Raw genomic sequence first — 13502 nt, forward strand, 5'->3', positions numbered from 1 at the left:
ATGATCGACCGATACATCCAGTTTTATAACCACGAGCGAATCCAAACGAAAGCAGGAGTGGCTCCGCTAACGCTCCGCCACTCCTGCTGAATCCTAATCTCCTACACTTGGGGCTTTTTTGTACTGTCCACACAATTTGGACCGGTTCACTTTGCCTTTTCCGGGGGGATGTTTTATAATGCAGAGAGACGAAACCCTGAATGTGGGCGAAAGCCGCCCGGATGGGAGCAAGGAGGCAAAACCGCGATGAAAATTTTGTTTGCGTCGGATTCCTTTAAAGGGTCCTTGACCTCGGAACGGATCGTCCAGCTGCTGGAACAGGCGGTGGAACAGGTTTTTCCGGGGGCGGACACCGAGGGGATGCTGGTGGCGGACGGCGGCGAAGGGACTATGGATGCGGTGGTGGCCGAGCAAAAGGGCAGGATCCGCACCATTGAGGTCCGGGGGCCGATGGGCCGACCGGTCCAGGCGTCCTACGGGCTGCTGCCCGGCGGGCGGGCCATCGTCGAGATGGCCCAGGCCTCGGGCCTGCCCCTGGTAAAACCGGGGGAGCGGGACCCCATGAAGGCCACCACCTACGGGACCGGCCAGTTGATCCGGGACGCGCTGGACCAGGGCATCCGGGATATCACCATCGCGGTGGGGGGCAGCGCCACCAACGACGGCGGCATGGGGGCGCTGGCCGCCCTGGGGGTGAAGTTCCTGGACGGGGACGGCCAGCCCCTCCCGGGCTGCGGGGCGGATCTGGCCCGGGTCCGGCGGGTGGATCAAAGTGGGCTGCACCCCGCGGCGGCCCAGACCACCTTTACGGTGATGTGCGATGTGACCAATCCTCTGTTGGGCCCCAGCGGCGGGAGCTACACCTTCGGCCCCCAGAAAGGGGCCGACCCCGCCATGGTGGAACAGCTGGAAGAAGGGATGCGCCGCTATGCCGCCCTGACGGAACAGGCAACGGGGGTCTGCGCCTCCGCCCAGCCCGGAGCCGGGGCAGCCGGAGGGCTGGGCTTTGGGCTGATGGCGTTCCTCCGCGCGGAGCGCAGGCCCGGCATCGAGACGGTGCTGGATTTGATCCGCTTCGACGAAAAGCTGAAAGGCGCAGACCTGGTCATCACCGGCGAGGGGCGGATGGATTGGCAGTCCTCCTTTGGCAAGGTTCCCGCCGGGGTGGGGGACCGCTGCAAACGGGCGGGGGTCCCGGCGGTGGCCGTGGTGGGCGGCCTTCTGGCGGGCTACGAGGAGATCTACCGCCACGGCATTTGGAGCGTGACCACCACCATCAATGGGGCCATGTCGCTGGAAGAGGCCCTGGCCCGCAGCGAGGAGCTCTATCTGGACGCGGCCTGTCGGCTGCTCCGGGCCGTCCGCTGCGGGATGGAACTGGGCCGGCGGTAAAAACCAATATGACCCCCGGGTTACTGGGGGCCCCATAGCCGCGGGCATCGCCCCGAAACACGGAAAAAAGCCGCCGCAAGCCATCCCACTTGCAGCGGCTTTTTTGCCGATGGAATTGTTTGAGTTTTGAGTTGAGAAAGAGAGAAAGAGAGAACCAACGGGATGGGATTGAGAGAATAGCGGAAACTTAGCCCCGGGCCAGCAGAGCGTCGATCTCTTCCCGGGTGGGCATCACCCGCAAAGCGCCCCGGCGGGTGGTGACGATGGCCGCCGCCGCATTGGCGAAGCGGAGCATCTCGGCCAGTTCTTCGGCGGTATAACCCCGCCAGCCCCGGGTCAGCACCCCGTGGAGGATGCCGCCCATAAAGGTATCCCCGGCGCCGGTGGTCTCGATGGTGTTTTCCATCTTGAAGCCGGGCATCTCCACCCGGACCTCACCGCAATAGGCGCGGCTGCCGGTTTTGCCCAGGGAGAGGACGATCAGGGGGATGGGATACTGCGCCCGCAGAAGGGCCATCCCCTCGTCAAAGTCCTCCTTGCCGGTGAACCATTGCAGCTCGTTGTCCGAAATTTTCAGGATGTCGCAGTGTTCGAGGCCCCAGGCCACCGCGGCTCGGGCGTCCTCCAGGTCATCCCAGAGGGACTCCCGGAGGTTCGGGTCGAAGGAGAGCAGGGCCCCCGCCGCCTTGGCGGCCTCTACGGCGGTGCGGGTGGCGGTGCGGCAGGGGTCTGCCGTCATGGACAGGGTGCCGTAGTGGAAGATCCGGCAGCCGGTGAGCAGCTCTTCGTCCAGCTCGTCGGCCCGGAGCAGGGTATCTGCGCCGGGGGTGCGGTAGAAGGAGAAGGCCCGGTCCCCGTCGGGCTGGGTGGTCACCACCGCCAGGGTGGTGGCGGCTTTGTCCCGCCGCAGGCCCCGGGGGTCGATGCCCACCTCCCGCAGGGCGGCTTCCAGCTGGTTGCCGAAACCGTCCTGGCCCACCTTGCCGATGAAGGCTGCCGGGTGGCCCAGACGGGCCAGCAGGGCCAGCACGTTGCAGGGTGCGCCGCCGGGGTTGGCCTCCAAGAGAGGGTTATCCTGGGTGCTGCGGCCGCACTGGACCAGGTCGATCAAGAGCTCGCCCAGGGCCACGATATCATAGCGCGCGTCGTTTTTCATCATACCATCTGCTCCATGTAGTAGAATCCATAGGCGGGGATGGTCAGCCCCTCCAGGGTGTGGGGTTCGTCGGTGAGCAGGTCGTGGAACACCCCGCCGTCATGGGGGAAGGTGACCGCCTTCTCCTCGCCGGTGAAGTTAAAGACGCCGATCACCTTCTGGCCCTCGGCGTACCGGCCGATGGCCAAAAGCCCGTTGTCCCCGGTGTCCAGGGTCCAGACGTCGGCGGTGGTGCCGAAGGCGGGGTTTGTCTTCCGCAGAGCGTTCAGGGCGTTGAGGCCGCAGAACACCTGGCCCTCCGGGGTGGAGAGGTCGTGGATGTTCTCGGCGATGTCCCAGCGGAACTTGCCCCGATGGATGTAGCGGCTGTCCCCGGCCTTGTTGGGGTCGTCGAGGTAGCTGTAATCGTTCACCTGGGCGATCTCGTCGCCGCTGTAAATCATGGGGATGCCGGTCTGCATCAGCATCATGGCGTGGAGGGTCAGGTCGAACCGGACCGCCCGCTCCATGGCGGCGGCGTCCCCTTCAAAGCCCGCCTTCTCGATGCCGCAGAGGCTGGCGGTGGTGGCGCAGAAACGGGCGTCGCCCGAGGTGGGGTCGTCGTTGTAGAGGGCGCCCCGGCTGGTGCTGCCCGGGATGTTGCCCAGGAAGTAGTCGTTCAGGTACCGCTTGTGGGGCACTTCCTCCATGCCCCAGCCCTTCAGGGTGGCGAAGTCCAGGCCCCAGCCGATGTCGTCGTGGCAGCGCAGATAGTTCAGGAACACATATTCCTTGGGCAGGCTGTTGACGCTGTCCAGCTGCATCCGCAAAAGGCGGGTGTCCTGGGTGGCCACCGTGTGCCAGGTGGTGCACATGGTGGTGACGTTGTAGAGCATATGGCACTCGGGCTTATCCACCGTGCCGAAGTAGGGCACAACCTTCACCGGCTCCATGACCACCTCGCCCAGCAGGATCACCGAGGGGCAGACGATCTCGCCGATCATCCGCATCATCCGCACGATGGTGTGGACCCGGGGCAGGTTGCGGCAGTCGGTGCCCAGCTCTTTCCAGATATAGGGCACCGCGTCGATCCGGATGACGTCCATGCCCCGGTTGGCCAGGTACAGGAAGTTATACATCATCTCGTTGAAGACCCGGGGGTTGCGGTAGTTCAGGTCCCACTGATAGGGGTAGAAGGTGGTCATTACATAGTGGCCGCACTCGGGCAGCCAGGTGAAGTTGCCCGGCGCGCTGGTGGGGAACACCTGGGGCACGGTTTTCTCGTACTCGGCGGGGATGGCCGGGTCCGCATAGAAGAAATACCGGCTCATGTACTCGCCGTCGCCCGCCCGGGCACGCTTGGCCCACTCGTGGTCCTCGCTGGTGTGGTTCATCACGAAGTCCATGCAGACGTTGATGCCCTTTTTGTGGCAGGCATCGGTCAGGGCCTCCAGGTCCTCCATGGTGCCCAGATCCGGCCGCACTTTCCGGAAATCGGCCACCGCATAGCCGCCGTCGCTCCGGCCCGGCACCGTGTCCAGGAAGGGCATCAGGTGGAGCAGGTTGACGCCGGTCTGCTCCAGATAGGGCAGCTTCTCCCGCACGCCGTTCAGGTTGCCCGCGAAGTTGTCAATGTACATCATCATGCCGGTCAGATCGCTGGATTTGTACCAGTCGGGGTCTGCCTCCCGGGCGATGTCCCGGGCCTTGAGGGCAGCGGCCCGCTCCTCGGCGAACCGGTGCAGGTTGTCGCAGAGCTCGGCGAACATGGAGCCGTTGTCGTACAGCTCCATATACAGCCAGCGCAGCTCGTCCAGGTGGCGTTCCAGACGGCTCTGGAACAGGGCTTCTTCCTTCTTTGTCATACGAACACCTCACACAAAGGGGGCCGCAAACAGTGCCTGCCTGCGGCGGAGAAAAAATGGATGGAATAAAAGGGGGGAATTAAGCCTTCTGCACAGCGATCAGCTTGTCCCCGGCGGTGACGGAGCCCGCGGCTTCCAGAGTCAGCCCGGCGTAGTCGTCCGCGTTGGTCACCAGAACGGTGGTGACGGTGGGGTGGCCGGCGGCCCGGATCTTGGCAAGATCGAAGGTCAAAAGCTTCTGGCCCTTCTTGACGGTGTCGCCGGTCTTGACCAGGGCCTTGAAGCCGTCGCCCTTCATCTCGACGGTGTCCACGCCCACGTGGATCAGCAGCTCCATGTCGGCGGGGCCGCTGATGCCCACGGCGTGGCGGGTCTCGGCCACGGTGGAGATGACGCCGTCACAGGGGGCCACCACCTCGCCCACGGTGGGCTCGATGCCGCAGCCGTCACCCAAAACGCCGGAAGCAAAGGTCTCGTCGGGGATCTGATCCCGGGCGACGACGCTGCCGGTCAGGGGTGCGTACACCACCGGCTCAGCGGACTCGGCGGGGGCAGCAGGAGCGGTTTCCACCGGCTTTTCGGCGGGGGCGGACTCCTCGTCCTTCCAGACCACCCAGGTCAGGGCGAAGGCCACGCCGCCGGAGATGGCCAGCAGGATGGCGTAGGGGAGAATCTTGCCGCTGTCCACGATCAGGAAACCGGGGATGCCGGTGACGCCGTAGGCGTTGGCGCCGATGCCCATGATGGCACCGAACATGGCGCCGATGGCGCCGCCGATCATGCCGCAGACCAGGGGTTTCACCAGACGCAGGTTGACGCCGAAGATGGCGGGCTCGGTGATGCCCAGGGCGGCCGACAGGGCCGAGGGAATGGCGATGGTCTTATTCTTGGGGTTCTTGCTCTTGAGGGCCACGGCCAGGCAGGCGCCGCACTGTGCAAAGTTGGCTGCCGACGCGATGGGCATCCAGATGTTCAGGCCGCCCTCGGCCAGCAGACCGGCCTCGATAACATTATACATGTGATGGAGGCCGCAGACAACCGTCAGGGGATAAATTGCGCCCATGGCCAGAGAGCCGATGCCGAAGCCCACGGTGATCAGCCACTGGGCGAAGCTGAGCAGGTAGGTCTCCGCGGTGGAGAAGATGGGTCCGATGATGGTGAAGGTCAGGAAAGCGGTGGTCAGCACCGTGACCAGCGGGGTGACGAACAGGTCGATGACCTCGGGCACGATCTTGTGCAGCCGCTTCTCGATCTGGCACATGAGCCAGACGGCGATGATGACGGGGATCACGTGGCCCTGGTAGCCTACCTTGTTGACGGTGAAGAAGAGCAGGTTCCAGGTGGGGATGGCCCCCTCATAGCTGGCCACCGACCAGGCGTTGATCAGGCTGGAGTGGATCATGCACAGGCCGATGACGCCGCCCAGGAAGATATTGCCGCCGAAGACCCGGGCCGCGCTGACGGCCACCAGGACCGGCAGATAGGCGAAGGCTGCGCCGGACACCAGATCGAGGAAGCCATACCAGTCCGAGCCCGCAAAGCTGGGGATGGCGTTGCCCAGGGCCTCCACCAGGCCCATCATCAGGCCCGAGGCCACGATGGCGGGCAGGATGGGGACGAACACGTCGCCCAGGGACTTGATCAGCCGCTGGGGCAGGGGCTGTTTGGCCGCGGCGGCGGCCTTGACCTCGTCCTTGGTGGCGGCGGTCATGCCGGTGATTTTCAAAAATTCATCGTACACCTTGTTCACGGTGCCGGTGCCGATGATGAGCTGTAACTGCCCATTGGAGCTGAAAACGCCCTTGACGCCCTCCACATTCTCCAGGGCTTTCATGTCCACCTTGCTGTTGTCCACGGTGACCAGCCGCAGCCGGGTGGCGCAATGGGCCGCACTGACCAGGTTCTCCCGCCCGCCGAGATGACTGAAGATCTCTTGGGCGCATTTTGCGTAATCCAATGCCATAATTCTTCCTCCACAGATCCTTGGGTGAGCTTGAAATGATGTGTAATCGGTTTCATTTTCCGACACCCATTATAGCGCCGGGCCCGGGGGCTGTAAACCGGCAGATAAGCCAAACATTTTCTGCCAAATTTGTGCAAAAAGAGACGAGGGCCCATTGTTTTGGGAGGAACGCCCGGGGCCGGGGATCAGATCAGCCCGTGGGCGGCGAAGGCGTGGTAGAGCCCGTCCTCCTCCACCCGGCCGCAGACCTCGTGGGCGGCTTTTTTCAGGGTTTCGCTGCCGTTGCCCATGCAGATGGAAAGGCCGGCGGTCTGCATCATTTCCAGATCGTTCATGCTGTCCCCAAAGGCCACCGTGTCCGCCAGGGGGATGCCCGCGGCCTCGGCCAGACGCCGGACGGCGGTGCCCTTGTTGAACTGCTTGTTGATCAGCTCGCCGTTGACGATGCCCGAGGCGTCGGGATCCTGGATGCAGAAGTCAAAGTCCGCCCCCAGAAGCCGCTGGGGTTCGGCCAGGGCCTCCCGGCTGGGGCTCATAAAGACGATTTTATAGATGGGCTCCCCGTCGTATTCCGACATGGGGCGGATGCCCAGGTTCTGCTCCAGCTGCTGGCGCCAGCGGACCAATTCGCTGTTGCCGCCGGACGTCTGGGCCAGAAAGTCCTTGAAGCTCTCGTCGGTGTAGCTGCCCAGCCGCCCCTCGATGGTGCGGTAGACCCCGCTGGCGGCAAAGGTCTCCAGGACCAGCTTCTGCTGGGCGGGGGTCATGGGGCAGTCGTAGATCACCTGGCCGCCGTACTCGATGTAGCCCCCGGCGCTGGCGATCACCGCGTCAAAGCCGTATTGCAGCAGGGGGGAGAGCATGCCGTAGTTGCGCCCCGAGCAGAGGGCGACTTTGTGGCCGCGGGCCTGGGCCCGGCGGACGGCCTCCAGGGCCGAGGCGGGGGGCACGTTGGAGCCGGGCTCGGTGAGGGTGCCGTCAATGTCCAGGAAAATCAGGGTGGGATTCATAACAAAGGGCCTCCTTTTGGGGTTTGAGGGATAAAAATGGTCAAAACTGAAAATGGTTTCATATCAAAATTATAGCACGGCCCCCCGGGGCTGTAAAGAAAAGAGCCGTCGGCAGTTTGCCCAAAAAAAGCCCCCGCCCTTTGACAAAGAGAACGAACGGACGCGAAACTTTAAAAAACTCTTGGCAAGGTGCGGCGAGTGTGGTATGGTACAGGATGAGGGGGGCCGTGCTTAGCCCCCACCGGGAGGACCCATGAATATATCAGAAATCGCAAAACTGGCCGGTGTGTCCAAAGCGGCGGTGTCCCGCTACCTGAACGACGGCTACCTCTCCGAGGAGAAAAAGCAGGCCATTGCCAAGGTGATCGCGGAGACGGGCTACCGGCCCATGATCCAGGCCCAGAGCCTGCGCACCCGCAAAACCCGGATCATCGGGGTGGTGCTGCCCAAGATCAACTCCTTTTCCATCAGCACCATCCTGGCGGGGATCGAGTCGGTGCTGGAAAAACAGGGGTTTCAGATCCTGTTGGCGGACAGCCACAACGACCCCGAGCGGGAGCTGGAATCTCTGCGGCTCTTCGCCCACCAGCGGGTGGACGGGGTGATCCTGATCGCCACCGTCCTAACGGCGGCTCACCGGGCACTCTTGCGCCGGATGGGGCCGGTGGTGGTGGTGGGCCAGCGGCTGCGGGGGGGCAACTGCGTCTACCACGACGACTACAACGCCTTTTATGAGATGACGAAACTGGTGCTGGCCAAGGGCTGCCGGCGGCTGGGGTACATCGGCGCGCTGCCAAAGGACGTGGCCGTGGGCGCCGAGCGGAGCCGGGCCTGGGCCGACGCCCTGACCGCCGCCGGAATGGCCGACCAGGCCGGGAACACGGTGATCGCCGAGTTTTCCATCGCCTCCGGCCGGGAGAAGGCTCGGGAGCTGTGGGAGAAGTTCGGCCCCCTGGACGCTGTGATCTGCGCCACCGACTCCATGGCGGTGGGCGCGCTGCAATACCTCCGCAGCCAGGGGGTCCGGGTGCCGGGCCAGACCCTTTTGACCGGGCAGGGGGCCTCCAACATCAGCGAGGCCACCACCCCCACCATCACCACCATCCGGTATTTCTACGAGGAGAGCGGCACCAGCGCCGCCCGGCTGCTGCTGGAACAGCTGGAAACCCCCGATCTGCCCGCCAAGGAGATCAAGCTGGGGTATACCCTGGTGGAGCAGGACTCCACCCGCCGGTAAAACAAAAAACGCGGAGGCCGCGCCTGTCGGTTTAAGACAGGCGCGGCCTCTGCGCGCTTAGGAAGGATCTATAAGAGAGAAAGAGAAAGGAAATGGCTTAGCCGCGGAGGGCCAGAATGTCCTCGCCGGCCTTGATCTCGCCCTCGGTCCGCAGGGCATCCACGGCCTTGTAGTCGTCGGTGTTGCAGACGATCATGGGGGTGGTGCAGGGGTAGCCGGCGGCCTTGATGGCCTCCATGTCGAAGGTGGTCAGCAGCTGGCCCTTCTTGACCTGGTCGCCCTCGGCAACCTTCACGTCGAAGTGCTTGCCCCCCAGCTCCACCGTGTTGATGCCGATGTGGATCAAGAGCTCTGCGCCGTCGTCGGTCAGCAGGCTGATGGCGTGCTTGGTGTCAAAGACGTTCTCCACCTTGGCGTCGGCGGGGGCATAGAGGGCGCCCTCGGTGGGCTCGATGGCCACGCCCTCGCCCAGAGCACCGGAGGCAAAGGCCTCGTCCTGGACCTTGGCCAGGGCCAGGGCCTGGCCGTTCATGTGGGAGCCCAGGATGGAATCCTTCATCTTGGGGGCGGCGGGAGCGGCGGGCTTTTCAGCGGGAGCCGGAGCGGGGGCGGGGGCGCTGCCCTGGCCCACCCGGTCGGACTCGGGCTTCTCCATAAAGTCCACCAGATTGGACTTGATGACCGCCACCTGGGGGCCATAGATGACCTGGATGCCGTTGCCCTTGTGGACCACGCCGGAAGCGCCGGAGCGTTTCAGCAGGGCGTCCTGAACCTTGTCGGGGTCAACCACGGTGACCCGCAGACGGGTGGCGCAGCAGTCCACGTCCGAGAGGTTGGATTTGCCGCCCAGGCCCTCGAGGATCAGGGCCGAGGTGGGGTCGGAGTAACCGCCCGCCGCGGGGGCCGAGCCGTCGGGGCCCACGCCGGTCTTGGCCTTGAAGTCGGAGCGGGTGAAGAGCTTGGTCTCCTCGTCGTCGTCCTCACGGCCGGGGGTCTTGAGGTTCATCTTGGTAATCATGAAGTAGAAGGTGAGGTAGTACAGGAAGAAGTAGACCACGCCCACGATCACCACCCAGATCCAGTGGGTCTTGGCGTTGCCCTGGAGGATGCCGAAGAGGGTCAGGTCGATGAGGCCGCCGGAGAAGGTCATGCCCACGCCCACGTTAAAGATGTGCATCAGCATGTAGGACAGGCCGGCGTAGACGCAGTGGACCGCGTACATGGCGGGGGCCACAAAGAGGAAGGTGAACTCCAAAGGCTCGGTGATGCCGGTGAGCATGGAGGTCAGGGCGGCGGAGATCAAAAGGCCGCCGGCGACCTTCCGCTTTTCGGGCTTGGCGGCCCGGTACATAGCCAGGGCGGCGCCGGGCAGGCCGAAGATCATGAAGGGGAATTTGCCCGCCATAAAGCGGGTGGCCGAGACGGAGAAGACCTCGGTGGACTTGGAAGCCAGCTCGGCGAAGAAGATGTTCTGGGCGCCCTGGACGGTGACCCCGTCGATGATGGCGGTGCCGCCCACGGCGGTCTGCCAGAAGGGCATATAGAACACATGGTGCAGGCCGAAGGGGATCAGGGCCCGCTCGATCAGGCCGTAGATCCAGGTGCCCGCGTAGCCGGAGCGGATGACCAGGTTGCCCAGGGCGGCGATGCCGTTCTGGACCACCGGCCAGACAAAGAACAGGCCGATGCCCACGATCAAAAAGACGATGCTGGAGACGATGGGCACAAACCGGGTGCCGCCGAAGAAGGAGAGCACCTGGGGCAGCTCGATCTTATAGAACTTGTTGTGGAGGGCGGCCACCCCCAGGCCCACGATGACGCCGCCAAAGACGCCCATCTGAAGGGTGGTGATGCCCAGCATGGAGGTGGTGGAGTTGGCCGCCATGGCCTCCACGCCGCCGTGGGCGTTGATCAGGGCCGAGATGGCGGTGTTCATAATCAGGTAGGCGATGGCGCCGGAGAGGGCGGCCACCTCTTTTTCCTTCTTGGCCATGCCGATGGCCACGCCCATGGCGAACAGCAGGGGCAGGTTGTTGAAGATGGCGCTGCCGCACTGGTTCATGATGTCCAGCACGGTATAGATGACGCTGCCCTCATAGATGACGCCGGTCAGGCCGTAGGCCTCCAGCATGGTGGCGTTGGTGAAGGAGCTGCCAATGCCCAGCAGAAGGCCGGCCACCGGCAGCAGGGCGATGGGGAGCATAAAGGAGCGGCCCACACGCTGCAAAACGCCGAAGATCTTGTCTTTCACAATGATTCCTCCTTTTGGATGTAGGAAAAGTTTGGATGCGGCCCCGGCCGCCGCCCCAGGGGAGAGAAGGGGCGTCCGGCCGGAAAATAGTAAAACCCACACCCCGCGCGCAGAGGGGGATTCTGTGCACAGAGTATGGGTTTAGCCCGATGGTAAAACACGGTAACTATCCCGTTCCCGCAAAAAAGTGCGGGGCAGTGATTTGGTTCTTAAATTTCGGAATCCGGCGATTCCGGCGCGCCGCCCAGATTGATCCGGCGCAGATGGATGGTGAGGTAGATCAGCTCTTCTTCCGAGAGCTGTTTGTGGTAGGCGCTGGCGATGTACTCGGCGATGTGCTGGGCGCATTTGTAGTGCACCTTGCTGTTCCGGGCCACCAGCCGGCGGAAGAGGATGTCCTGTTCGTCGGTGCCGTCCGGCATGGTCTTGTCCTGGAAGATCCGCTGGGCGAAGTACCGCAGATGGACCACGAACCGGCTGAAATCCAGCGAATCCCGGTCGAAGGGGCGGCCGTAGTAATATTCCACCACCTGGATCACCCCTTCGATCATCCGGGTGATGTCGTACATCTCGCTCATGTTGGTGTTGAGCTCGGCGTTCACGATGTGCAGCGCCAGAAAGGCGGCCTCGTCCTCGGCCAGGTTGACCCCGGTTTTCGCCCGGATCTCTTCGAGGCAGCGGCGGCCCAGCCGGTATTCGCTGGGGTAGTAGCAGACGATGGACCCCTTGAGGGGGTTTTGGAACTCCAGGCCCTCGGCCTTCCGCCGCAGGGCAAAGCTGATGTGGTCCGCCATGGTGATGAGCAGCGATTCGTTGAGCGGCTGGTTGATCTGGCTCTGGATGTACTCCACCAGATTCTCGGTCAGCTTCAGCAGTTCCGGTTCGATCTGGCCCGCTAGCTCCCGCAGGCGGCGCTGGGCGGCTTTGTCGTCCATGTGGTAGGTTTTTTCCACGAGGCTGGCGTCCAAAAGCTCGCCGGCCTTCCGCTTGAAGCCCAGGCCCCGGCCGGTAACAATCATTTCATGGCCCTTTTCGTCCACAACGCAGAGGATGTTGTTGTTGATGACTTTTTTGATCCGCACTGTCCCTCCGCCTCTCCTGACAAAAGAAAAAACCAGCCCCATACAGCTCTGCTCATTGGGGATCGCTCGCGAAAAAACTGTTCCCTCAAAAAATGCTGTACAGAGTTGGTCAAGCCCGCTTCACCGGTAACATTCCAACGAATCTGGAGTAAAGATAGCACACTCCGGCGGGTTTGTCAATCTTTTAACCAAATTTCGTGGAGGCGTACAAAAATAAGACGGACTTTTTGTGCGCCCCCGGGCCGGCCCACAGGGGGTACCGGTCAGGTGCTCTCCCGTTCTTCCAGCTGCATGGTGAAGGAAAGGTGCTGGGGCCCGGCGGTCTTTTGGGGGCCGCCGGTCTCGATCTCGTCGATGATCATCTGGGCGGCCTTTTCGCCCATCCGCTGGGCGGGCATCTCCATGGAGGTCATGGTGGTCTGGAGCATGGCCCCGATCTCGTGGCCCGTCAGGCTGATGATCTTGATCTGCTCGGGGATTTTCAGCCCCCGCTCGGTGACCGCCCGGATGGCCCCCAGCCCCTGGACATCCACCGCCGCCAGAATCGCGTCCAGGTCGGGGGTCTCGTCCAGCAGCTGGTTGGCGCAGTCATACCCATACTCGAAGCTGTTCCCCGGCCGGTCCGACTCGCAGAAATGGGCCTCCAGACCCAGCTGTTCCACCGCCCGGCTGAACCCCTCGTACCGTTCTTTATAAGGGGCGAACTGAAACGACCCGTTGATCAGCCCCATCTTCCGGCAGCCCCGGCTCTTGAGGTACCGGGCGGCGTCCTCGCCGCAGACCCGGTAGTCCGCCACAATGCTGCTGATCTGGGCCTCCTGCCGCCGCACCAGCTGGACCACCGCCACCCCGCTGGCCTGGATATCCTTTAATAAGCGGCCGTTCCGCCCGGTGCCGGTGACGATGATCCCGTCCACAAAGCCGTTCCGCAGCCGGTTCAGGCAGTCTTTTTCCAGCTTGGGGTCGTCCTCGGTGGTGCAGATCAGGGTGGCATAGCCCAGCTGGCGGGCCTTCCGCTCGACGCCCTGGAGGATCTCGGAGAAGATGGTCATGTGCAGCCGGGGCACCACCACCCCGATGGTGTGCCGCCGACCCTGGCGCAGGGCCTGGGCCATAATGTTGGGGTGATAGCCCAGCTCCTTGGCCGCGGCGTAGATCCGGGCCTTGGTGTCCGGGTGGACATAAGAGGTATTGTTCAGCGCGCGGGAGACGGTGCTCACATCCACGCAGGCCAGCCGGGCCACGTCTTTCAGAGTCGCCATGGTACACCTCCATGCAAACGTTTGTATATAAATCTATTATAATCGTGTCCGGCAGAAAAAACAATCGTTCCAGGGCCAAAAACCGGGTGGTGAAGTTGCACAATTATTGCTCTGGTTTTTATGATTTTGTACATTTTGTGCAAAACATTGTAACTCGTATGCAAAATTTTGCAGCCATTGCCGGATTCGTTGACAATCCGCCCGGCCGGTGACATAATAGGGCCACAACAAGCAAACAAACGTTTGCACAAAGAATCTGAGGTGCGCACCCGGAATTCAAAATGACAGTGATACGTTTTATATTT

Annotated in this window: 9 protein-coding genes; 2 read left to right on the top strand and 7 right to left on the bottom strand. The window is 63.1% G+C overall.

What is annotated here, in order from left to right; translation table 11 throughout:
* Nucleotides 1-246 precede the first annotated feature (246 nt).
* The gene (locus tag JCM17207_RS00310; protein WP_238315460.1) at nucleotides 247-1392 is read left to right on the top strand and encodes a glycerate kinase family protein; all 1146 of its coding nucleotides are present in this window, start codon (nucleotides 247-249) and stop codon (nucleotides 1390-1392) included.
* Between the two features lie 187 nt (nucleotides 1393-1579).
* Here JCM17207_RS00310 and JCM17207_RS00315 read toward each other — a convergent pair whose 3' ends face one another.
* From JCM17207_RS00315 to JCM17207_RS00330, 4 genes are all read right to left on the bottom strand, one after another.
* The gene (locus JCM17207_RS00315) at nucleotides 1580-2551 is read right to left on the bottom strand and encodes a carbohydrate kinase family protein (protein ID WP_373871899.1); all 972 of its coding nucleotides are present in this window, start codon (nucleotides 2549-2551) and stop codon (nucleotides 1580-1582) included.
* Nucleotides 2548-4392, bottom strand: a complete 1845-nt coding sequence (locus JCM17207_RS00320; protein WP_238315461.1) for an alpha-amylase family glycosyl hydrolase — start codon at nucleotides 4390-4392, stop codon at nucleotides 2548-2550. The genes JCM17207_RS00315 and JCM17207_RS00320 overlap by 4 nt, the downstream gene beginning before the upstream one ends.
* 79 nt (nucleotides 4393-4471) lie before the next feature.
* Nucleotides 4472-6355, bottom strand: coding sequence for a PTS sucrose transporter subunit IIABC (locus JCM17207_RS00325; RefSeq protein ID WP_238315462.1), 1884 nt, complete (start codon nucleotides 6353-6355; stop codon nucleotides 4472-4474).
* A 185-nt stretch (nucleotides 6356-6540) separates the two neighbouring features.
* Nucleotides 6541-7365: an HAD family hydrolase gene (locus tag JCM17207_RS00330; protein WP_238315463.1), complete on the bottom strand. Its 825-nt coding sequence runs from the start codon at nucleotides 7363-7365 to the stop codon at nucleotides 6541-6543.
* A 253-nt stretch (nucleotides 7366-7618) separates the two neighbouring features.
* On the opposite strand from JCM17207_RS00330, the gene JCM17207_RS00335 reads away from it, so the two are divergent.
* The gene (locus JCM17207_RS00335) at nucleotides 7619-8602 is read left to right on the top strand and encodes a LacI family DNA-binding transcriptional regulator (RefSeq protein ID WP_238315464.1); all 984 of its coding nucleotides are present in this window, start codon (nucleotides 7619-7621) and stop codon (nucleotides 8600-8602) included.
* A gap of 97 nt (nucleotides 8603-8699) precedes the next feature.
* Here the strand turns inward: JCM17207_RS00335 and JCM17207_RS00340 are convergent, their stop codons facing one another.
* The 3 genes from JCM17207_RS00340 to JCM17207_RS00350 form a co-directional block, all read right to left on the bottom strand.
* On the bottom strand, nucleotides 8700-10853 hold the full coding sequence (locus JCM17207_RS00340; protein WP_238315465.1) for a PTS sugar transporter subunit IIABC: 2154 nt from the start codon (nucleotides 10851-10853) through the stop codon (nucleotides 8700-8702).
* 209 nt (nucleotides 10854-11062) lie between these two features.
* Nucleotides 11063-11935, bottom strand: coding sequence for a BglG family transcription antiterminator LicT (gene licT, locus JCM17207_RS00345; protein WP_238315466.1), 873 nt, complete (start codon nucleotides 11933-11935; stop codon nucleotides 11063-11065).
* 263 nt (nucleotides 11936-12198) lie between these two features.
* The gene (locus tag JCM17207_RS00350) at nucleotides 12199-13197 is read right to left on the bottom strand and encodes a LacI family DNA-binding transcriptional regulator (RefSeq protein ID WP_238315467.1); all 999 of its coding nucleotides are present in this window, start codon (nucleotides 13195-13197) and stop codon (nucleotides 12199-12201) included.
* Between the last annotated feature and the right edge of the window lie 305 nt (nucleotides 13198-13502).

This window comes from Faecalibacterium gallinarum, assembly GCF_022180365.1.
GTDB classification, from domain to species: Bacteria; Bacillota; Clostridia; order Oscillospirales; family Ruminococcaceae; genus Faecalibacterium; species Faecalibacterium gallinarum.